Annotated in this window: 20 protein-coding genes; 6 read left to right on the top strand and 14 right to left on the bottom strand. The window is 38.5% G+C overall.

All coding sequences use genetic code 11. The features are described from left to right. The first annotated feature begins 89 nt into the window (after positions 1 to 89). Positions 90 to 1,145, top strand: a complete 1,056-nt coding sequence (dinB, locus tag F9B76_RS03425) for a DNA polymerase IV (RefSeq protein WP_159990856.1) — start codon at positions 90 to 92, stop codon at positions 1,143 to 1,145. A gap of 298 nt (positions 1,146 to 1,443) precedes the next feature. Here the strand turns inward: dinB and F9B76_RS03420 are convergent, their stop codons facing one another. Continuing rightward, the gene (locus tag F9B76_RS03420; protein WP_159992074.1) at positions 1,444 to 1,896 is read right to left on the bottom strand and encodes a GatB/YqeY domain-containing protein; all 453 of its coding nucleotides are present in this window, start codon (positions 1,894 to 1,896) and stop codon (positions 1,444 to 1,446) included. Between the two features lie 271 nt (positions 1,897 to 2,167). On the opposite strand from F9B76_RS03420, the gene F9B76_RS03415 reads away from it, so the two are divergent. Next, positions 2,168 to 2,875, top strand: a complete 708-nt coding sequence (locus F9B76_RS03415) for a dienelactone hydrolase family protein (RefSeq protein ID WP_159990855.1) — start codon at positions 2,168 to 2,170, stop codon at positions 2,873 to 2,875. Positions 2,876 to 3,303: 428 nt separating this feature from the next. Here F9B76_RS03415 and F9B76_RS03410 read toward each other — a convergent pair whose 3' ends face one another. Next, positions 3,304 to 4,173, bottom strand: a complete 870-nt coding sequence (locus F9B76_RS03410; protein WP_159990854.1) for a serine hydrolase — start codon at positions 4,171 to 4,173, stop codon at positions 3,304 to 3,306. Positions 4,174 to 4,574: 401 nt separating this feature from the next. Here F9B76_RS03410 and purL point away from each other — a divergent pair, with 401 nt between their 5' ends. From purL to F9B76_RS03390, 4 genes are all read left to right on the top strand, one after another. Beyond that, entirely contained in the window at positions 4,575 to 8,615 is a 4,041-nt protein-coding gene (purL, locus tag F9B76_RS03405; protein WP_159990853.1) for a phosphoribosylformylglycinamidine synthase, read from the top strand. Between the two features lie 225 nt (positions 8,616 to 8,840). Continuing rightward, on the top strand, positions 8,841 to 10,301 hold the full coding sequence (gene guaB, locus F9B76_RS03400) for an IMP dehydrogenase (protein ID WP_159990852.1): 1,461 nt from the start codon (positions 8,841 to 8,843) through the stop codon (positions 10,299 to 10,301). Positions 10,302 to 10,315: 14 nt separating this feature from the next. Further along, a complete protein-coding gene (guaA, locus tag F9B76_RS03395) occupies positions 10,316 to 11,908 on the top strand; it encodes a glutamine-hydrolyzing GMP synthase (RefSeq protein WP_159990851.1) in 1,593 nt (530 codons plus the stop codon). 205 nt (positions 11,909 to 12,113) lie between these two features. Then, positions 12,114 to 13,313 (top strand): tyrosine-type recombinase/integrase, encoded by a 1,200-nt coding sequence (locus F9B76_RS03390; RefSeq protein ID WP_159990850.1) that lies wholly within the window; start codon positions 12,114 to 12,116, stop codon positions 13,311 to 13,313. A gap of 1 nt (position 13,314) precedes the next feature. Here the strand turns inward: F9B76_RS03390 and F9B76_RS03385 are convergent, their stop codons facing one another. The 12 genes from F9B76_RS03385 to F9B76_RS03330 form a co-directional block, all read right to left on the bottom strand. Further along, positions 13,315 to 13,515: a helix-turn-helix transcriptional regulator gene (locus tag F9B76_RS03385; protein WP_243140672.1), complete on the bottom strand. Its 201-nt coding sequence runs from the start codon at positions 13,513 to 13,515 to the stop codon at positions 13,315 to 13,317. Positions 13,516 to 13,636: 121 nt separating this feature from the next. Further along, positions 13,637 to 14,077, bottom strand: a complete 441-nt coding sequence (gene ssb / locus F9B76_RS03380) for a single-stranded DNA-binding protein (protein WP_159990849.1) — start codon at positions 14,075 to 14,077, stop codon at positions 13,637 to 13,639. Between the two features lies 1 nt (position 14,078). Then, the gene (locus F9B76_RS03375; RefSeq protein ID WP_159990848.1) at positions 14,079 to 14,717 is read right to left on the bottom strand and encodes a deoxynucleotide monophosphate kinase family protein; all 639 of its coding nucleotides are present in this window, start codon (positions 14,715 to 14,717) and stop codon (positions 14,079 to 14,081) included. A 119-nt stretch (positions 14,718 to 14,836) separates the two neighbouring features. After that, a complete protein-coding gene (locus F9B76_RS03370) occupies positions 14,837 to 15,517 on the bottom strand; it encodes a BRO family protein (protein WP_159990847.1) in 681 nt (226 codons plus the stop codon). 284 nt (positions 15,518 to 15,801) lie between these two features. Beyond that, positions 15,802 to 16,482 carry a BRO family protein gene (locus F9B76_RS03365; RefSeq protein ID WP_159990846.1) on the bottom strand — a complete coding sequence of 227 codons (681 nt, stop codon included), beginning with the start codon at positions 16,480 to 16,482 and terminating at the stop codon, positions 15,802 to 15,804. 291 nt (positions 16,483 to 16,773) lie between these two features. Beyond that, positions 16,774 to 17,490, bottom strand: coding sequence for a BRO family protein (locus tag F9B76_RS03360; protein WP_159990845.1), 717 nt, complete (start codon positions 17,488 to 17,490; stop codon positions 16,774 to 16,776). 515 nt (positions 17,491 to 18,005) lie between these two features. After that, on the bottom strand, positions 18,006 to 18,662 hold the full coding sequence (locus F9B76_RS03355; protein WP_159990844.1) for a DUF3800 domain-containing protein: 657 nt from the start codon (positions 18,660 to 18,662) through the stop codon (positions 18,006 to 18,008). A 246-nt stretch (positions 18,663 to 18,908) separates the two neighbouring features. Next, positions 18,909 to 19,175, bottom strand: a complete 267-nt coding sequence (locus F9B76_RS03350; RefSeq protein ID WP_159990843.1) for a DUF2207 domain-containing protein — start codon at positions 19,173 to 19,175, stop codon at positions 18,909 to 18,911. 85 nt (positions 19,176 to 19,260) lie between these two features. Then, complete coding sequence (locus F9B76_RS03345; protein WP_159990842.1) at positions 19,261 to 20,127, bottom strand: DUF2303 family protein; 867 nt, start codon at positions 20,125 to 20,127, stop codon at positions 19,261 to 19,263. A 22-nt stretch (positions 20,128 to 20,149) separates the two neighbouring features. After that, the gene (locus tag F9B76_RS03340; RefSeq protein ID WP_159990841.1) at positions 20,150 to 20,485 is read right to left on the bottom strand and encodes a hypothetical protein; all 336 of its coding nucleotides are present in this window, start codon (positions 20,483 to 20,485) and stop codon (positions 20,150 to 20,152) included. Between the two features lie 33 nt (positions 20,486 to 20,518). Further along, complete coding sequence (locus tag F9B76_RS03335; protein ID WP_159990840.1) at positions 20,519 to 20,722, bottom strand: hypothetical protein; 204 nt, start codon at positions 20,720 to 20,722, stop codon at positions 20,519 to 20,521. Continuing rightward, positions 20,697 to 20,873, bottom strand: a complete 177-nt coding sequence (locus tag F9B76_RS03330; protein WP_159990839.1) for a hypothetical protein — start codon at positions 20,871 to 20,873, stop codon at positions 20,697 to 20,699. The genes F9B76_RS03335 and F9B76_RS03330 overlap by 26 nt, the downstream gene beginning before the upstream one ends. Positions 20,874 to 20,956 lie beyond the last annotated feature (83 nt).

Raw genomic sequence — 20,956 nt, 5'->3', positions numbered from 1 at the left:
GAAGCAAGAAATTTTTTCATCATGAATAAAATATTTGTAAAATAAGAGATGTCTCATTTTAACGTTAATTTCTTTTTCTCGCTGTAGTAATGCGTAAAATTATACATATTGATATGGATGCTTTTTATGCTTCTGTTGAGCTAAGAGAGCAACCTCATCTTAAAGGTTTACCCGTTGTTGTTGCTTGGGAGGGGCCTCGTTCGGTGGTATGTGCGGCTTCTTATGAAGCAAGAAAATTTGGCTTGCGTTCGGCGATGTCTGTTGTACAAGCTAAAAAACTTTGCCCTAATGCGATTTTTATTCCTCCTCATTTTGATTTATATCGTTCTGTATCGCAACAAATACGACAAATTTTTGAGCAATATACCCCCTTAATTGAACCGTTATCGCTAGATGAAGCCTATTTAGATGTTACTCAAAATTTACAAAATATCCCCTCTGCAACAGAAGTTGCTCAACGGATTCGAGCTGATATCATGGCACAAACACAGCTAACAGCATCAGCAGGTGTTGCGCCTAATAAATTTATTGCTAAAATTGCTTCGGATTGGAATAAACCAAATGGTATCTATGTTGTCCCCCCTCAAAAAGTGATGGCATTTTTGATGCCCTTACCATTAGAAAAAATTCCGGGAGTGGGTAAGGTAACATTAGCAAAATTTCATCAATTAAAAATGTACACCATACAAGATATGGCAAGCTGTAGTGTGGATGAATTAGTACATTATTTTGGTAAGTATGGCTTTCGATTATATGATTTAGCCAGAGGCATTGATAATCGACCTGTACAAGAGCGTCAATTAACTAAGCAAATTTCTGTAGAAAGAACGTTTGATGTAGATATAAGAATTCAAGATATGGAGAGTGTTTTTCAGCATCTTTGTCAATCACTTTGGGAGCGGACATTACGCAAAAAACGTTTTGGAAGAAGTTTAACGGTTAAATTAAAAAATGCTGAATTTAAAGTTATTACACGAAGTAAAACATTTGATATTGCCTTTCAGAGTGAAGAGGATATTGAACGAATAGGGCGAGGTATTTTGACAGAGCTTATTCATGAAATGCCAACGCAGTATTTTCGTTTATTAGGAATAGGGTTAAGTTCTTTTGAAGATGAACAAGTGCAACAATTAGCACTGTTATGATAAAGGTTAGTGAATAATCCATACCATATAAAAATGTATTTAACGATAGGGATTTTAGATAAGTAAGTAGTTGAATAAAGTAAAAAATAAGAAAAAATGAGCCTGTTGATAAGGTAATAGATAGTCATTTTTTGGTGATTGTTTTTTTTAGTGATGAAATAGCATACCACCCTTATATATTATCTTGTTTTAGAAGTCAGAAAACTTACAATGTTTAACGTAGATAATAGATACCTAAAAATATTATTTAGGATTAAACGAGTAGAGAAACATCCCGTTTAATCCCTTTAATGGCTAATTAGCTTAGTGCTGTTTTAAGTAATTGAGACACTTTTGCCATATCAGCACGTCCTGCTAACTTGGGTTTAAGAATCCCCATGGCTTTACCCATAGCAGGATTGCCTGTAATACCTTGAGCAGATAATTCTGCTACAACTTTGGCAACTTCGGCGGCTAACTCTTCATCTGATGCTTGTTCAGGTAAAAACTCACTCAATACCGCTAATTCTGCTTTTTCGGCTTCTGCTGTCTCAGTGCGTCCTGCATTTTCAAAGGCAGTGATAGACTCTTTACGTTGTTTAATTTGCTTTTCGATAATAGCGACAATATCGGTATCGGCAAGCTCAATACGTTCATCGACTTCTTTTTGCTTAATCGCTGCCTGTAAGAAACGAAGTGTGGCAAGACGAGCAGATTGCTTAGCACGCATTGCTTCTTTAACAGCATCACTTACACGTTGTTTTAATGACATCATTCACTCTTTAAAATAAATTAGTTAAAATGGTATTTTAACCCAAAATATATACTAGAAAATACGATGTTTAGTTGAACAATATATCCACTATTATGAAAACTACAGAAAATAGTAGATAAAAGTAGTTTTTTGAGTTAATAAACCGTTTTTGCGTGATTTATAATGATTGACTATTCTTTATCGTTGAAATAATGTAGTGTAAACAAATCATTTATTTTGTTGTGTTTTCTTTGGGTTTAATAGAAGAAAATAAGTAGGTTATTATTTTATGTCAGTTTTTACAATTGAACGTGCATTACAACCCCAAGGAGGCGGCATTGCACAGTTATTTTTTATTTTTACGGATCAGGTAGATACCCAAGAGATGGATGGATTTTGTCAAACCATTGCTAAAACCTTTCCTTCTGCTGGTATTGTTGTGGCTATTCCAAGTAATGCCTTGCTACATTACACACATATTCAACAAAAAATAAATCTTTCAGAAGAAGATTTAAAAGCGTTTGTTAGTACCCATCAGCAAGATATACAGGGATTTATTAAATCTTTTCAGTCTCATTTTCAGATAGAGCCTAATGCAACAGCACTGATAGGAATAGGGCAAATGGGAAGCCTTGTACTAGAGTTAAGTAAACTAGAAGAGCCTTTAGCTGGGAGAATACTAAGTTTTGGGGCTAGATTTGCTGAATTGCCAGAGGAAGCATTATCTTTAAACCAAACTATTCATTTTTTACATGCTAAGAATGATACCTTAGTAGATTCACAGTATGCGATAGATGCACATGAGAAACTTGCTCAATTAGAGGGTGATGCCACGATTGATATTGCTAATAATGTGTCAAACTCTTTTAATGATGTATTGGTGAAACAAATGATAAATCGCTTATTAACGTGTGTACCTTTACGCTATTGGAAAGAAGCACAGCAAGCACAAGTTCTTGATACCCAGCCAGCCACAGAAAAAGATCTTATTCACTAAGTGCTGTTTAAAATGCGTTTTATCCTATGTGAATGTTACATATAGATAGCAGATAGTCTAAAAGCGTGAGTAAATTGTAAGCGAAACGAAATGAAATAATTTTGTTAAAAAATGAAATATTTTTGAAATGGGTTATCGTGCATAATACATACATGGTTTGATAACCATTGCTTATCAAACATTTCTCTCCTTTTAAATTTTCCTCTCCTTATAGCCTCGGATTTTTCCGAGGCTTTTTTTCAATATAACTCATGATGATATAATACGGTCTTAGTTTAACGAATACTACGATACCTCTATTTTTCCTTTAATCGTAAAGAGATAAGGGTATGTAAGAATGATATATGTAAAGAAAAATCCATATTTCATCACAATAATATTGGAGAAATATGGATCGATTTATTCACTTGATTAGATGTGCAGAATCATTAGTATAAAGAAGGGTAATCGTTTTGTACAATATGACGAACTCGAATGGCATCTGTAAAGCGAGTATTTCTATTTTCGGCATTCAATAAGACAATTGCCATATCTTTACCCTCTACCTTAGAAATCATCACTAAGCAATTACCTGCTTCTCGAATATAGCCTGTTTTAGAAATATTAATATTCCAATCATTATTTCGTACTAAGCGATTCGTATTATGATATTGTAGGGGGCGTCCATTGCGAGCAATAATAGTATGGTCATCGCTTGTAGATAATTGATGGATAAGTTTTTCTTTTGATGTCGCTTGCAAAAGGCGGACTAAATCTTGAGGAGAGGCAACATTAAGCGGAGAAAGCCCTGTTGGTTCAACAAAACGACTTCTTGTCATACCAATATGACGAGCCATAAGATTCATTTCTCTGACAAAGGCATTGACCCCACCGGGGTAAGTACGTGCTAGCGCATGAGCAGCACGATTTTCAGAAGACATTAAGGCAAGATGTAAAGCATCACGACGAGTAAGTGATGTACCTACCATTAAGCGAGAACTAGAAGATTTGAGACGGTCAATATCTTCATCTGTAATCGTAATGATTTCATCCAAATTTACCTTAGAGCGAGTAATTACTAAGGCAGTCATGAGCTTAGTGATTGAAGCAATCGGACGAACAGTATTCATATTTTTAGCATAATGTACCTGATTATCATCCAATGACATCACTAAGGCAACTTCAGAATGAATATAGCCTCCGCTTTCTGCCATAGTTGAAATATTGGCAGGGATACTATTATTAGCATAGGCTATTGGCATAGCAAGCAATAAGCATAATGTGCCTAAACTAAGGGCTTTTTTAGTCAAAAATGGCATAGTAGTACAACAAAATTTATCATTAAAATAGATTTAGGGTAGGTATATTATACCGTTAAAATTTAAAAAATACATATATAAATTATATATTTATGTTATTTTCCTAGAAAGTTTATAAGGAATGATTTGAAAATTCAATAGTTGACTGATTTTTAAAGAAAAAATCAAACTTAATAGGAAAGATGAAGTTTATTTTTACTTTTATTAAATTTCTTGTAAGGCTATCTATTTTTTACAAAAAGAAAGAGGAAAAACAGTAAAATAGAGGTTTCCTTTCAACTGAGAAGATTCTACGAATATAGGTTTTTGCCTATGCTTTTATGGAATCTACGGCTTAATATCAGCAAAGAGAAAATTATTGCTTAATCTGTGTTAAGCCATTTTTTAAGCGAAGCTACAAAGTGACGACTTATCAATTTATCCCCGGCAATACTGCCATATCTGCTTTTAAAGCTGAAAAACTTATTGATGATTTCCAAAAGATTAATGTTCCTGCTAGCCATATTTATGCCCGTTATGAACATTATGTCTTTACAGAGACAACATTAACATCGCAAGAGCAAGAGCAACTAGAAAAGCTACTTTGTTATGGTAAACCTTTCCGTACAGAAGGTTCATTGGATAAGGCTATTACATTACGTGTTATTCCTCGTCTTGGTACAGTCTCACCTTGGGCAAGTAAAGCAACCGATATTGCTCATAATTGTGGTTTAACAAAGGTTAAACGTATTGAGCGTGGTATTGCTTATTATATTGTGCCAGAATCAGGTTGGTTAGGTAGCAAAAAAATTACACCAGAGCAAACAGATCAAATTGCTGATTTATTGCATGATCGTATGACAGAATCTGTTGTTACCAGTGATTTTGATGCCTCTATTTTAATGAAACCATTAGAGGGTAAACCGCTTCAACAAATTCCTGTCTTAGCCGAGGGAAAAGCCGCTTTAGATCAGGCAAATACTGCATTGGGATTAGCACTATCTGAAGATGAAGTAGATTACTTATTAAAAGCCTTTACAGAATTAGGACGTAATCCAACGGATGTGGAATTAATGATGTTTGCTCAAGCGAATAGTGAACATTGTCGTCATAAAATTTTTAATGCAACGTGGACAATTGACGGTAAACCAGAAGAGAAAACGCTATTTGGTATGATTCGTGATACGCATAAAGCCCAACCTGAAGGTACGATAGTGGCTTATGCGGATAATGCAGCGATTATGCAAGGAAGAACGGTTAATCGTTTTTATCCATTGGCAGGAACCGCATCGAGCGAGCGTTATATCCATAAAGAGCGCTTAACGCATACCTTAATGAAAGTAGAAACCCATAATCACCCCACTGCGATTGCACCATTCCCCGGTGCGTCAACAGGTGCTGGTGGAGAAATTCGTGATGAAGGGGCAACGGGACGTGGTTCTAAACCTAAAGCAGGTCTAACGGGGTTTACGGTTTCTAATTTACGTTTAGCAGATTTACCTGAAACATGGGAAGAGGATTCTCATGGTATGCCTAGCCGTATCTCTAGTCCTTTAGATATTATGATTCAAGGCCCTATTGGAGGCGCTGCTTTTAATAATGAATTTGGTCGTCCTAATTTATTGGGTTATTTCCGTGTTTATGAACAATCAGTCGCTGGTAAAAAATGGGGTTATCATAAACCTATTATGATTGCAGGTGGCTTAGGTAGTATCGATGACTCACTAACCCATAAAAATGAAATTCCAGCAGGTGCGTTATTGATTCAATTAGGCGGGCCTGGTATGCGTATTGGTATGGGTGGTGGTGCTGCCTCTAGTATGAGCGTAGGTTCTAACACCGAAAGCCTTGATTTTGATTCTGTACAACGTGGAAATCCAGAACTTGAACGCCGTGCACAAGAAGTGATTGATGCGTGCTGGCGTATGCTAGAGGACAATCCTGTGATTGCTATTCATGATGTTGGCGCAGGTGGTTTATCAAATGCTTTCCCTGAATTGGTTAATGATGCAGGGCGAGGGGCTATATTTGATTTAAAACGGGTACACCTAGAAGAATCAGGAATGTCTGCGGCTGAAATTTGGAGTAATGAGTCACAAGAGCGCTATGTGTTATCCATTCTTCCAGAGAATTTAGAAGCATTTGATGCTATTTGTGCACGAGAACGTTGCCCTTATGCTGTGGTAGGGATTGCAACAGAAGAGCGTATTTTGCGTGTTGTTGATGGTGAGGGTTTACCTGGTGAAGAAGGAACAACCAGTTTACAAACAGCGACTGTTGTAAGACCGGTTGATGTGCCTATTGATGTAATTTTAGGTAAACCACCGCGTATGCATCGTCAAGTAAACCGTGAAGTATTAACGGATAAACCAGTAGATGTGGTAGGTCTTGATTTTAACGAGATTTCGCGTAAGGTATTACGTCACCCAACAGTTGCTAATAAAACCTTCCTTATCACGATTGGAGATCGTTCTGTTGGAGGGTTAAATGCACGCGATCAAATGGTTGGTCCTTGGCAAGTACCTGTTGCAGATTGTGCGGTAACATTAGATGCTTTTGATACCTATACTGGTCAAGCGATGGCAATGGGTGAGCGAAGCCCATTAGCGATTATAGATGCACCTGCTTCTGGGCGTGTAGCTATTGCAGAAGCCTTAACCAATCTTGTTGCGGCAGATGTAGAGCGAATTGAGGATATTAAATTATCAGCCAACTGGATGGCAGCAACAGGTGTTGCAGGACAAGATGCCGCATTATTTGATACAGTAACAGCGGTAAGTGATTTTTGTCAAAAAATGGGCTTATCTATCCCTGTTGGTAAAGATTCTTTATCTATGCGAACCAGTTGGAAAGAGGGGGATGTATCACAAGAGGTGATTGCGCCTGTATCGCTTGTTGTTACTGCCTTTGCCAATGTAACTGATGCACGTAAAACGCTAACACCTCAATTACGTACCGATCAAGGTGAAACAGTCCTTATCTTAATTGATTTAGGTCTTGGTAAAAACCGTTTAGGTGGTTCTGTATTATCTCATGTTACCAATCAGTTTGGAGACGAGGTTCCTGATATTCAAGATGCGGAATTATTGCGTAAGTTCTTTGTGACTATCCGTGCTTTAGCACAGAATAATGCTATTTTAGCCTACCATGATCGTTCGGATGGTGGTTTATTTGCTACTGTTGCGGAGATGGCTTTTGCAGGCCATGTGGGTGTATCGCTTAATGTAGATATGCTAACATTTGACAGTAATAATGCGGATTGGGGAGATTACAAAATCCGTCCAGAGCAAGTGTCTGTACAACGTGATGAAAGTACATTTAAAGCCTTATTCAATGAAGAGTTAGGTGCTGTGATTCAAGTGCGTGCCAGTGATCGTGATGCCGTATTACAGGTATTGCGTGAAGCAGGACTATCACTTTGCTCTCATGTTATTGGTAGTTTAAACCAAAGTGATACGATTGAAGTTTATCGTGATGGTAAGAAAGTTTTTGATATTAACCGTACTGATTTAGGACAAGAATGGAGTAAAGTCAGTTACGAAATCATGAAACAACGTGATAATCCTAAGACGGCGCTAGCAGAATTTAACCGTTGGGTAGATACGACTGATCCAGGTATGTCGCCTAAAGTACCCTTTAATCCACAAGAAGAAATTACTGCTCCGTATATTGCGAAAGGAACTCGTCCAACAGTGGCTATTCTACGAGAACAAGGATGTAATAGTCATATAGAGATGGCATGGGCATTTGATAAAGCAGGATTTGCGGCTTATGATGTGCATATGACAGATTTAATTCAAGGACGTACACAATTAGCTGATTTCCAAGGTTTGGTGGCAGTAGGTGGATTTAGCTATGGTGATGTATTAGGTGCAGGAGAAGGCTGGGCGCGTACAATTCGTTTTAATACACAGTTAGCAGAACAGTTTAATGCCTTCTTTAATCGTCCTGACGTGTTTGGTTTGGGTATTTGTAATGGATGCCAGATGATGGCAACATTAGCGGATATGATTCCAGGTGCAGAGCATTGGCCAAAATTTACTCAAAATGTTTCTGCTAAGTATGAGGCACGTCTTGTGATGGTAGAAATTCCTGAATCACCCTCTATTTTCTTTACAGGGATGGAAGGTATGCAAGCACCGATTGCGGTTGCTCATGGTGAAGGTTTTGCTAATTTTACGGCGCAAGGTGATTTAAATCAGGTGGCTACAGCCATGCGTTATGTCAATAATAATGGCATGATTACCGAGGCCTATCCTGCCAATCCTAATGGTAGTATTAATGGTATTGCGGGGGTAACAACACAAGATGGTCGCTTTACCATTATGATGCCACACCCTGAACGTGTTACGCGAAATGTGATGATGTCATGGTCTCCTGAGCGCTGGGGTGAAGCAGATACAGGCGGTGATTATTCGCCTTGGATGCGTATGTTTATGAATGCGAGAGCATTCTTGAAATAGTAAAAAAGAGCAGGTAATCAATGCGATTGCCTGCTTTTTTAAAAGAAGTGTTAATGATGAAATAAATATTGCTTATCCCTATTGATTGATATGCGTAAAGCTGATAAGACGAATACGAAATAATTCCTATAGTGAGTAAGTCGTTTTATCGTGTTAATAAAGGCTATTTGCTTGAAAATAGGGTGTTAAGAGCGTATAATTGATTTTTGTGCTTGGAGTTAATTCATGCGTTTAGTTAAAAAAGCACTTACCTTTGATGATGTATTATTGGTACCTGCCTATTCCAATGTGTTGCCACGCGACACGTCTTTAAAAACCCAACTCACCCGTAATATTTCTTTAAATATTCCTTTAGTTTCTGCCGCAATGGATACCGTGACAGAATCACGTCTAGCGATTGCCATGGCACAAGAGGGTGGTATTGGGATTATCCACAAAAATATGTCAGCCGATCAACAAGCCCTTGAAGTCTCTCGTGTTAAACGTCATGAGTTTGGGGTAGTGATTGATCCTGTTACTGTATCGCCTTCTACAACTGTTCGTGAGGCAGTAGCATTACAAAAAGAAAACGGTATTTCAGGTTTACCTGTTGTTGAAAACGGTAAAGTTGTCGGTATTGTGACCAATCGTGATTTACGCTTTGAAGATCGTTTAGATGAAAAAATTGCGAACGTCATGACACCTAGAGAACGCTTAGTTACCATGAAAGAGCATAGCACGTTAGAAGATGCTCAAGCGTTAATGCATAAACACCGATTAGAGCGTGTTCTCATTGTGAACGATGCGTTTGAATTACGAGGTTTAGCAACCGTTAAAGATATTTACAAAAATCATGAACACCCTAATGCTAATAAAGATGCACTGGGACAATTGCGTGTTGGCGCAGCTGTTGGTGTGGGTGATGGTACAGAAGAGCGTGTTGCTAAATTAGTTGCTGCTGGTGTTGATGTGATTATCGTTGATACGGCACATGGTCATTCTCAAGGTGTAATTGACCGTGTACGTTGGGTGAAGCAAAATTTCCCTAAAGTAGATGTTATTGGTGGAAATATTGCAACAGGTGCTGCTGCTAAAGCATTAGTAGAAGCAGGTGCTGATGGCGTCAAAGTAGGGATTGGTCCAGGCTCTATTTGTACAACGCGTATTGTTGCTGGTGTTGGTGTTCCTCAGATTACGGCAATTGCAGATGTTGCAAAAGCACTTGAGGGAACAGGTGTTCCTCTTATCGCTGATGGTGGTATTCGTTTCTCTGGAGATGTATCCAAGGCCTTAGCAGCAGGTGCTTATGCGTGTATGATGGGCGGTATGTTTGCCGGTACAGAAGAAGCACCGGGTGAGGTTATCCTTTTCCAAGGTCGTTCTTATAAATCTTACCGTGGTATGGGTAGTTTAGGCGCAATGGAAAAAGGTTCTGCGGATCGTTATTTCCAAGACTCTAGTAGTAATACCGATAAACTTGTTCCAGAGGGTATAGAAGGACGCGTACCTTATAAAGGTAGTGTTTTAGCAATTATTTATCAATTAATTGGTGGTGTTCGTGCCTCTATGGGTTATTGTGGTTGTGCTACGATTGAGGATATGCGTACCAAAACTGAATTTGTTGAAATCACTGCCGCAGGTGTACGTGAATCACACGTTCATGATGTACAAATTACAAAAGAAGCCCCCAATTATCGCGCTGATTAATTTTAGGTAGAACTATGCACCAACGTATTTTAATTCTTGATTTTGGCTCACAAGTAACACAACTGATTGCACGTCGTGTACGCGAAGCTGGTGTTTTTTGTGAAATTCATCCCGGTGATGTGGATGATAATTTTATTAAAGAACAACTTTCTTTAGGTTTAAAGGGTATTATTCTTTCAGGTAGCCATTCATCTGCTTATGATGAAGGTTCTATGAAAGTAACAGATGCTGTTTTCCTCTCTAATGTCCCTGTATTGGGTATTTGCTATGGTATGCAAGCGATGGCAAATCAATTAGGAGGAAGTGTTTCTTGGTCAGATCATCGTGAATTTGGTTATGCAGAGGTGCAAGTTCATGGTCATACGGCTTTATTAAATACCTTAGAAGATGGTCGTACCAAAGATGGCTACCCACTTCTTAAAGTATGGATGAGCCATGGTGATAAGGTAACAGAGCTACCACCTGGTTTTAAATTAATGGCTTCTACACCTTCTTGTCCTATTGCGGGTATGGCAGATGAAGAGCGCCGTTTTTATGCTGTGCAGTTTCATCCAGAAGTTACGCATACTGTTCAAGGTAAAGCATTATTAAGTCGCTTTGTGTTGGATATTTGTGGTTGTGATGGCGATTGGAATATGCCTGATTATGTTTCAGAGGCGATTGAGCATATCCGTGAGCAAGTGGGGAATGATGAGGTTATCCTTGGTTTATCGGGTGGTGTAGATTCTTCTGTGGCTGCTGCTTTAATTCATAAAGCTATCGGTGATCAGCTTACTTGTGTTTTTGTGGATCATGGATTATTACGCTTGAATGAGGGCGACCAAGTGATGGAAGTCCTTCATAAAAATTTAGGTGTCAAAATTATCCGAGTAAATGCAGTGGATCAATTTATGAAGCATTTAGAGGGTGTTTCTGATCCTGAACAAAAACGTAAGATTATCGGTCGTGAGTTTGTTGAAGTTTTCCAAGAAGAAGCAGGTAAATTAGTCAATGCAAAATGGTTAGCACAAGGTACTATCTATCCTGATGTGATTGAGTCAGCAGGGGCAAAAACAGGAAAAGCGGTTGCGATTAAATCACACCATAATGTGGGTGGATTACCAGAAACACTTAATTTACAGTTATTAGAGCCACTGCGTGAACTATTTAAAGATGAAGTACGAGAGCTTGGTATTGCATTAGGTTTACCGCATCATATGGTATATCGCCATCCATTCCCCGGCCCCGGTTTAGGTGTACGGATTCTTGGTGAGGTAAAACAAGAGTATGCTGATTTATTACGCAAGGCTGATGCTATCTTTATCGAAGAATTGCGTAATTACATGGATCCCGAAACAGGTAAATCTTGGTATGATTTAACCTCACAGGCTTTTGCCGTATTTTTACCAGTAAAATCTGTTGGTGTAATGGGTGATGGACGTACCTATGATTATGTTGTTGCATTACGAGCTGTTCAAACGTCTGACTTTATGACAGCAGATTGGGCACATCTACCATATCCTTTACTGGCTAAAGTTTCTTCACGGATTATCAATGAAGTGCGTGGTATTAATCGAGTAACATATGATGTGTCGAGTAAACCGCCTGCAACCATTGAGTGGGAATAGTTTTTCACTTATTTTTATTTTTTCAGTATAGTTCAAAAATCCTTAAAAGCCCCTATCCATGGGGCTTTTAGCTTTTCAAGGCTTTTCATAGTATTCCGTAGTATTTCATATTTTTAACGGTAAAATTTACGGTAAAAAAGTATGGCATATTAGTGTAAAATACAATTTACCGTTAGATATTAACGGTAAAGTTCTGGAGAGTAAGATGCTGACTGATTCTAAGCTTAAATCACTGAAGGCAAAAGATAAACCCTATAAGGTAAGTGATCGTGATGGTTTATATGTTTATGTTTCTACGGTAGGAGGAGTAACGTTTAGGTATGATTATCAAATTAATGGGAGAAGAGAGACATTATCTATTGGTAAGTATGGGGCAAGTGGTATTCATTTAAGTGAAGCAAGACAATTATTAATACAAGCCAAAAAACTAATTGCTCAGGGTATTTCACCGATGGCAGAGAAAAAAAGAGAAAAACTGCGTCTTAAAAATGCAAATACTTTTGGGGATTTTATACAGCGTTATTTATCGGAGGCTGATTTTGCTAAAAGTACGCTTGAATTACGAGTGGCAACCTATAAGCGAGAAATGGAAAGTGATTTTGGTTCAAAGCTGATGATAGAAATTACACCGGAAGACATACGAAATCATTGTGAAGCTATTCGAGATAGGGGAGCACCATCTACGGCTGTTTTTGTCAGAGATTTATTTAATGCGACGTATAAATATGCTATATCAAAGGGGGCTTATTTAGTCAATCCTGCTGAGTTAGTGACAAATGCATCTATTGCTAAATTTAAACCAAGAGAACGGTCTTTGAGTCCTCGAGAAATCCACTTGTTCTTTAATGCACTCAATCATACAGAAAAGTACCTTACATTGCGTAAAGCCGTATTATTAGTGCTTTATACAATGGTTAGAAAAAGTGAATTAGTCTATGCGACTTGGGATGAAATTGATTTTAAAAATAATGTTTGGACAATTCCGGCAGAACGTATGAAAGCAAGAAGAGCGCATAATGTTTATCTATCACATCAAGTAGTGGAGATATTTACTGCTTTTAAGGTTTTTTGCGAAGACTCTCGTTATCTTTTGCCATCACGGACTTCTAAAGTAAAGCCAATCTCGTTATCTTCTCTGAATCGAGTTGTGAATGATACTGTGGCAGAGATGAATAAAGAGGGAATTGCGATTGATTCATTTACTATTCATGACTTGCGTAGAACAGGATCAACGCTATTAAATGAATATGGATTTAATACGGATTGGATAGAAAAGTCTTTAGCTCATGAACAACAAGGTACAAGAGCTGTTTATAATAAAGCAGAATATGCCGCCCAACGTCGTGAAATGATGCAACAATGGGCGGATATGGTGGATAGGTGGATTTCGGGGGAGGGGCTTTAGTCTAAATAGCATCGGCTCTTTGTTTAATCCAGTTAAGGATTTCTTTCTTTAGCCAAGCTACTCTATTTTTAGAGAGTTGTTTACGCTTAGGGAATTTACCTTCACGCTCTAGCCGCCAGATGGTTGAGTTACTTAGACCAACCATTTGAAAAACAGTTTTTCTACTGATTAACATATTTTCTTCGATGTAATCTTTATCCATAAAATTCTCTTTATCTTAATCGTTTTGTAATTTCCCAAGCACTTCTCAAGGAAGCCCTACGACACCAACCTGCTCGGCGGTAGAGCTGGTAGAGTTTAATAAATGCTATCATCATTACTCCTTAAAAGGGTATATCGCCCTCTACGGATGTTGTTTGTGAGGGTTGATTATTCGCTTGGGCGACAGCCTGAGGAGGGGGATTAGCTGGTTTTTGTGTGCTATCGGGTTCTCTATTACCGTTCATCTGCATGGATTCAGCATAAATCTCAGTAGTGTAGCGTTTGATATTGTTTTTATCTGTCCACTCGAGTGTTCGCAAACGTCCTTCAATATAAACTTGAGAGCCCTTTTTAAGGTATTCACCGGCGATTTCGGCTAATCGTCCATACATAAAGATGCGGTGCCATTCGGTTTCACTGCGTTTTTCTTTGGTGGTTGCATCATTCCATGCACGGGTTGTAGCGACAGAAAAGCGAGCCATTGCAGCCCCATCAGGGGTATAGCGTACTTCGGGATCTTTGCCTAGGTTACCAAGAATAATCACTTTATTCACACTTGCCATTTTATTTCTCCTGTATATTACATTGTGTTTTTAAAAAGGTTTGAATATCTTCTGCGAATTCCTCGGTTGTTCCACGGTTGTAGAGGACGTGGTCAATCCAAGGTGTGAGTGCTGCGATGTTTTCTGATTCATGCGCCATCTGTTGTTTGAGAGAGGGACGATTAATCAATACCAGCTGACCACCGCAGGATTTAATCATCTCTGCTTCATTGGGGAAGCGTATATCGGTAACTACAATCCCTTTGGCTCCGGCTTGAATCAGATTATTGATGTAGGTAATCGCTAGGTCTAACCAGTAGTTAATATTTTGTTGGCGGCGATATTCTAGCCCCCAGAGTTGCATAATACGGCGAGGGGTTTGTGGGATATATAAATCAATATCCAGTGAGCGGCATACTTCAATAAATGCTTTATCCTTACAACGGTAGATGGCTAGGTTGTAAGTGCGGCTTTCTTTTAATGCTCTTGAGTAGAGGTAGCTATCATCTATTTGAAAAGCGTTGGCAACTTCATATTTCAGAGGATCAGCGATAGCAAATTGAATATAGTCGGGGGATATATTTTGGATAATATCACCGCAAGTGTTTTTACCTGATCCGGCTGTACCGCAAAGACCTATAATAGTGCAAAGTTGAGACATATTTCATTCCTATAAAAATGTTAAAAAATCTTTAACAATGGGTGAAATAAGGAATGTTCCTCTACCGGTGATATGACATCAGCGGTAGAGGAGAGTGGATAGCATAAATAGACGGTAAGTTATCGCCCTATGGCATGTAGGGCTTGTTGTCTGCTTAACCGTGCATTGTATTTCTCTATCGGAAACATCTCATTAAAGTGGTGTAGGGTTTTTCGCCACTCAGCATCATCTTTGGCAAGTGTGGTAAAAAGTTTGCGTAATCGATGTTCGCTAAGTGAGATAGAAAGTCCCGGTTCGGTGTATAGGCTATATACTTCAGCAGCGTATTGTGAAAGCATGGTTTTAAGAGCAGGGTAAAGTTTTGCTAACACGTCGGCTTGTCGGTGGGCAAGAAAGAGTAAATTACTCAATGTATGCAGTACCTCGTCTTCTACCTCATGGGTTTTAGGCTCATACGCAATAGTTGCTTGGGTAGGTGTGGTATAGTTGCCTGTTTTGCGGATAGTGGGGAGAACTTCTTCAAAGACCCAGTTTTGAAACTCAATGGCTTCCGGTTTATTTGATCTAAAAATTACCCTGTAGAGGTTTGCTTCATCAATAAAAGTGATTTCTTGTTTACCGCCTTGTGTAAGGGTGTACATTTTATGTACACCCTTTTCATTTAAATTAAAACGAGCTGGATTGGCATTTTGGATATTTAAGATTTCTGCGACATCGGTCAAGCAGAATAAAGGTTCGTTATCTTTAATTTCGATACGGACAGGGTGGCTATTAAAGTTAAATATTGTGATATTGCTCATAATGAGCTCCTCGTAATTTAGTTAGTATCATCACCATGAATGAGGGTGACGGGTCTCAACTACCGTTACGAGACGGCGACTGGTATTCCCAAAGGTGTTGTATTTCCAGTTCTCAACCCGTCATAAGAAGACGTGCCTGTAAATAGGCGTAAAAAAACCGCTTGGCTGACAGGTGCGGAATCCGCTCGTAATTTAGTAGTGGTTTCATCATAACCCATCAGCATTTATTTGTAAAGTGTGCTTGTAAACTTTATGCTAAATAAATAGCATAAATAGACGGTACATTATCGCCCTATAGCGTGTAGGGCTTGTTGTCTATTTAACCGTGCATTGTATTTCTCTATCGGAAACATCTCATTAAAGTGGTGTAGGGTTTTTCGCCACTCAGCATCATCTTTGGCAAGTGTGGTAAAAAGTTTGCGTAATCGATGTTCGCTAAGTGAGATAGAAAGTCTCGGTTCGGTGTATAGGCTATATACTTCAGCAGCGTATTGTGAAAGCATGGTTTTGAGAGCAGGGTAAAGTTTTGCTAACACGTCGGCTTGTCGGTGGGCTAGAAAGAGTAAATTACTCAATGTATGCAGTACCTCGTCTTCTACCTCATGGGTTTTAGGCTCATACGCAATAGTTGCTTGGGTAGGGGTGGTGTAGCTACCTGTTTTTCTAATGGTTGGTAGGACTTCATTTGTTACCCATTTCCTAAAATCTTGAGCTTCTTGTTTGCGACTTTTAAAAGCTGCATGATATAGTCCACTTTCTGAAATAATTAGAGCTAATTGTGTTCCACCAAGGGTACTCATATTGTGAGTACCCTTTTCATCTTCATCTAAAATTCTAACAAGATTTGATGCGTCACGATAACCAAAGATTAATGCAATTTCTGAAGCAATAAACCATGCTTCATTGTTTTTATTAATAACTTGTATTGTATTAGATTGAAAATTAAATGTTGTGATATTGCTCATGATGAGCTCCTGTTAGTTTTGAGAGATACCACTTTTAATGAGGGTGGCGGGACTCACTCTCGGTCTAACAAGAAACCGCTGCAAGCTATTTCCCGAAGGTGTTGTATTTGCTCGCTATCGACCCGCCATAGAAGACGTGCCTGTAAATAGGCGTAAAAAAACCGCTTGGCTGACAGGTGCGGAATCTGCTTGTTAGTTTATTGAGAGGATTTCATCATAACCCATCAGCATTTATTTGTAAAGTGTGCTTGTAAACTTTATGCTAAATAAATAGCATAAATAGACGGTAAGTTATCGCCCTATGGCATGTAGGGCTTGTTGTCTGCTTAACCGTGCATTGTATTTCTCTATCGGAAACATCTCATTAAAGTGGTGTAGGGTTTTTCGCCACTCAGCATCATCTTTGGCAAGTGTGGTAAAAAGTTTGCGTAAGCGATGTTCGCTAAGTGAGATAGAAAGTCCCGGTTCGGTGTATAGGCTATATACTTCAGCAGCGTATTGTGAAAGCATGGTTTTGAGAGCAGGGTAAAGTTTTGCTAACACGTCGGCTTGTCGGTGGGCAAGAAAGAGTAAATTACTCAATGTATGCAGTACCTCGTCTTCTACCTCATGGGTTTTAGGCTCATACGCAATAGTTGCTTGGGTAGGGGTGGTATAGTTGCCTGTTTTGCGGATAGTGGGGAGGACCTCATTTGTTACCCATTTTCTGAAACGGTAAGGAATAGAACCTTTTTTTACCGCCTCACGACAACGTAAAATTAGGGTGTACATTCCGCTTTCTGAAACAATATTAATTTCAGTAATACGATTATCAAAATTTACTCGCTGATTAAGCCCTACATTAAACATAGCCCTTTCATCATCATCTAAATTTTCTAAGGCTTGAGTAGGATTTTTAATTCCTAGAATATCACAAATATCTTTAGCAACAAACCACGGTTCATTATTAATAACTAAAGTACGGATAGAATTTGATTCAAAATTAAATGTAGATAATTGATTAGACATTTGACACTTCCTTTTTGAGAGGAGTTTATAAAACCCTTGAGAGGGCGCCAACGGCTCAAAACCAGTGTCAAAATCTGGCGGAGTTATTCCCTTACGGTATTGTATTCCTCGCACCGTCGGCATATATCCTGTATATATTTAAGACATAAAAAAACACACTAACGGGGTGATATGACCGTTTGACAAATAGGCTTTTGAGACCTTGTGGAAATAGTAGCAAAAAGATTTTTTGTTGTCAATAGATACTGCTTAGTAGGGTGACGGGCTTCAACTACCGTTCACAGACGGCGACTGGTATTCCCAAAAGGTGTTATATTTCCAGTTCTCAACCCGTCATAAGAAGACGTGCCTGTAAATAGGCGTAAAAAAACCGCTTGGCTGACAGGTGCGGAAACCGCTGTGAATTTAGTAGTGGTTTCATTATGCCTGAAAGGGCGGTTGGTGTCAAATATGGTTTTTTAATGAGAACTATAAGGTTTGCTTTATAAACTTACTATAGTTTACAATTGGGTGTTTTAAAAGAAGAGTGTTTTTACTTCACTGTGTACTTCTAATATATTGAAAGGCTCGCTCTTTGCATCTTCAAAATGGCTTTGTACTATGCCTGAAATAATATCAGCAAGCTGAACACCTAAATGGCATTTGCTGTCACATTGATTGGTTGTTAGTAATGTTTCTGCACCAATATCAAGCCAGATTGTTGTTTGTAGGTAATCATGTAAGGAATTGCCACTTTGTACTTTCATTGTTCGTTGATCAATATTGAATATAACTTTATTATATTTTGCAAACTCTTTGGCAAGTAAGCACTTGACCATGTAATTATAGAGTTTGTTTTGATCTTGACGAATATGTACTGCGACTTTTTCCTTATTAACAGTCATACAGAAATATTGAACATCATTACCATGCTTTATTTTGAAATCTGCTAGTTTATTTGCTATCCAGATACGTTGTTCTACCGTGAGAGCAGCCCATTTAACTTCTTTATTTGTAGGTGTTTTTGTTTTATTATATAAATCTCTCATTAACCGTTTAAGTAAATGACGTTTATCATGATGAATTAAGATTGCGGCAATCGTTAGATAACGACTTGAGCCACCTTGGCGGTAAGGTGCATCAAATTTCCACCCAAGATCACCGCTTTCATCTAGATAAGCTGAGATTTGCATTTTATTGTCCTTTTATGCAATAAGTAAGCCACCAATTTAGTATAAAACTGGTGGCTTTAAATGAATAGCGACAGCCCCTAGTGCTGACGTACTTCACATACGCTTACGATACGATAACCGCTTCGCAGTTTAACTAGGATTTACCTGTCTATGTTTACTATTATATACAAGAACAATAGAAAAAGCAACTAATAATTATCTCCATATCAACTTACCGCTCTTGGTCGAAACTTCTGCAGAGTTTGCCTATAAATTTTTTCTTACTATTTCTGTAATATCTTCTGCGTATTTTTTGAATGTTTTATCTTCTCTATCAAAAAAATCATCAATCCATTTTGTTAACTGAGTCATGAAGAACCAATGTACTATTAAAGAGACAATTAATGCTACTAATGCTGAGATAAGTATTGTTGAAAACATATAAGAACCTTTTGTAAAAAATATTATTACCAGAAGAAAAGGAAAAACCACCCATAGCGCCAAAGCAATGACGCTATGGATTGTTAAACACATATCCTTATTTCACACATTGTTAAAGAACGGTGCCGGTCAGCCCCGGCTTGCTCACCACTGTAGCAGGTGACGCTGGGAGGGGAGATTACGCAATATAAAGTGGATTGATACTCACTTTTTCTTTAATAGTCGTTAAAACAGCGGTAACAGCAGCATCAACGACTAAATCAGGGCGAATGAGTTCATACCAAATAGTAAGTTTGGCTTGTGATTGACGGTAACGTAAGCGAGCAAAGATTTCATAGCCTTTGCCGTGGAAGAAAACAGGAATACCGATAGCAAACTCATTAAAGGCTTGCATTTGCTCTACCGTAGCTTGGTTTTCCATATCTACAAAATCCAGTTTTGTACCACCTGACTGCGTGCGTACGATAGATTTAATGGATTTATCCTGCTTAATTTCAAAGTCAAGTGCTAGCTTGAGCATATCAGTACCCGTTGGGGTTTTACGGTCTTCTGAGTGATGAATGTCTTTGATGTTTTCTTCAATAAAGACAGCGAAATCAAACTGGCTTTGCGCTTCTTTATGGTGGTAATTCCATAGTTTCCATTCATAAGAGGGGAGCATTGTCAGCGTAGCAGTAAAATCACGCCAGCCAGCTAATGCGTGTGGAACATGCTCGTTAAATACAGCCTTGATTAAGAGCGGTTGCTCAGTATTCTGAGGATCAACCTTGGCATATAGACGTGTTTCAGGTGTTTTGTATAAATTAACGTATTCAATAAATGAATCAACATCGACAAAATGGACATTCCCTTTTGCTCGATAGGGAGCAGGTTGGTACTGCTCTGAACTTGCATCTGATACGAGATCATAGCCCTTAGGTATAGCAAAAACACTGACAAAGCTATTGGGTAGTGCTGTTTCTAGTTTAACGGGTTGAGCCAGCTTTTTAGATAAAGTTTGAACGATGTTTTCTGTATCGCCTGTTTCATTTAGATAGTTATCCATATTTACTCCTAATTAAGATGGGTTAAACAATTTTTAAAACCTTTTCTTTGGGTTTAGACTCAACACGTTCAATGTCGAGTTTTGTTTGTCGGGGATCTTCAGTTAAAAGATTCCCCTCTGGTGTTACAAACATCATGGTTGTTACAGGAGCTTCCTGTGGTACTTTGGTGGTGACTTTATCGGCAATTTCCATGGTGCCAGTACGACCAATTTTCTTGATTGTGAGCTTGAGGATAAATTCGCCTTGTTTACCGGTCGCATCTACGGCTGTAACGACTTCTTGTAGTTTTTCAGCAGCCTCATTAAGTAATAAGCCCGCTCGTATCTGTTTGAGGGTTTCGTCAAAGGGTTTTCGCATTTTGGTTCCTTTTGGTTAGTTAAAAAAGTAAGGTTAAATATCACCAGCTTGCCTCTTTTTAAAGTCAGGTTGTTTGGTGTGTTGTTGCTGCTTTTTTGTCATATAGCGAGAAAAAAGGAGTAATGCTCGACCTAATACGGTTTTCTTCTCGATATGCTCAAAGGGATTCTGAATGCCTGTCTGATGTGAAAGACGCTCAATATCGTATCGATTAGTGAATGGTGCGTTTGGTGACATTATTCACTCCTTTAGACAGTGTTATGGCATGGTCTAAGGGTTTACACACGATACGGGCAGGGATATTGGCTTGCTGTGCCAAGAAAATATCAATCGCTCGTTTAGATGAATGAGCAAAAATAATGGTTTGATTGACGTTGTAAGCATTCATTTGTTACTCCTTTTTGGATATTTAATTAACCATATAATAACCTTTAAGGTTTTAAAAGTAAATATAAAATAACCAAAAGAGAT

Source organism: Pelistega ratti (assembly GCF_009833965.1).
GTDB lineage: Bacteria > Pseudomonadota > Gammaproteobacteria > Burkholderiales > Burkholderiaceae_B > Taylorella > Taylorella ratti.
Note: the sequence above shows the minus strand (reverse complement) of the source record. Positions and strands in the feature narration are given on the sequence as shown.

What these genes read in the sequence shown, in the direction of transcription:
- F9B76_RS03420 (WP_159992074.1), bottom strand. Translation starts at nt 1,896, where the DNA reads ATGTCATTAAAACAACGTGTAAGTGATGCTGTTAAAGAAGCAATGCGT.
- guaB (WP_159990852.1), top strand. Translation starts at nt 8,841, where the DNA reads ATGCGTTTAGTTAAAAAAGCACTTACCTTTGATGATGTATTATTGGTA.
- F9B76_RS03415 (WP_159990855.1), top strand. Translation starts at nt 2,168, where the DNA reads ATGTCAGTTTTTACAATTGAACGTGCATTACAACCCCAAGGAGGCGGC.
- F9B76_RS03335 (WP_159990840.1), bottom strand. Translation starts at nt 20,722, where the DNA reads ATGTCACCAAACGCACCATTCACTAATCGATACGATATTGAGCGTCTT.
- F9B76_RS03385 (WP_243140672.1), bottom strand. Translation starts at nt 13,515, where the DNA reads ATGGATAAAGATTACATCGAAGAAAATATGTTAATCAGTAGAAAAACT.
- guaA (WP_159990851.1), top strand. Translation starts at nt 10,316, where the DNA reads ATGCACCAACGTATTTTAATTCTTGATTTTGGCTCACAAGTAACACAA.
- dinB (WP_159990856.1), top strand. Translation starts at nt 90, where the DNA reads ATGCGTAAAATTATACATATTGATATGGATGCTTTTTATGCTTCTGTT.
- F9B76_RS03365 (WP_159990846.1), bottom strand. Translation starts at nt 16,482, where the DNA reads ATGAGCAATATCACAACATTTAATTTTCAATCTAATACAATACAAGTT.
- F9B76_RS03360 (WP_159990845.1), bottom strand. Translation starts at nt 17,490, where the DNA reads ATGTCTAATCAATTATCTACATTTAATTTTGAATCAAATTCTATCCGT.
- F9B76_RS03410 (WP_159990854.1), bottom strand. Translation starts at nt 4,173, where the DNA reads ATGCCATTTTTGACTAAAAAAGCCCTTAGTTTAGGCACATTATGCTTA.
- F9B76_RS03330 (WP_159990839.1), bottom strand. Translation starts at nt 20,873, where the DNA reads ATGAATGCTTACAACGTCAATCAAACCATTATTTTTGCTCATTCATCT.
- F9B76_RS03345 (WP_159990842.1), bottom strand. Translation starts at nt 20,127, where the DNA reads ATGGATAACTATCTAAATGAAACAGGCGATACAGAAAACATCGTTCAA.
- F9B76_RS03355 (WP_159990844.1), bottom strand. Translation starts at nt 18,662, where the DNA reads ATGCAAATCTCAGCTTATCTAGATGAAAGCGGTGATCTTGGGTGGAAA.
- F9B76_RS03370 (WP_159990847.1), bottom strand. Translation starts at nt 15,517, where the DNA reads ATGAGCAATATCACAATATTTAACTTTAATAGCCACCCTGTCCGTATC.
- ssb (WP_159990849.1), bottom strand. Translation starts at nt 14,077, where the DNA reads ATGGCAAGTGTGAATAAAGTGATTATTCTTGGTAACCTAGGCAAAGAT.
- F9B76_RS03350 (WP_159990843.1), bottom strand. Translation starts at nt 19,175, where the DNA reads ATGTGTTTAACAATCCATAGCGTCATTGCTTTGGCGCTATGGGTGGTT.
- F9B76_RS03375 (WP_159990848.1), bottom strand. Translation starts at nt 14,717, where the DNA reads ATGTCTCAACTTTGCACTATTATAGGTCTTTGCGGTACAGCCGGATCA.
- F9B76_RS03340 (WP_159990841.1), bottom strand. Translation starts at nt 20,485, where the DNA reads ATGCGAAAACCCTTTGACGAAACCCTCAAACAGATACGAGCGGGCTTA.
- F9B76_RS03390 (WP_159990850.1), top strand. Translation starts at nt 12,114, where the DNA reads ATGCTGACTGATTCTAAGCTTAAATCACTGAAGGCAAAAGATAAACCC.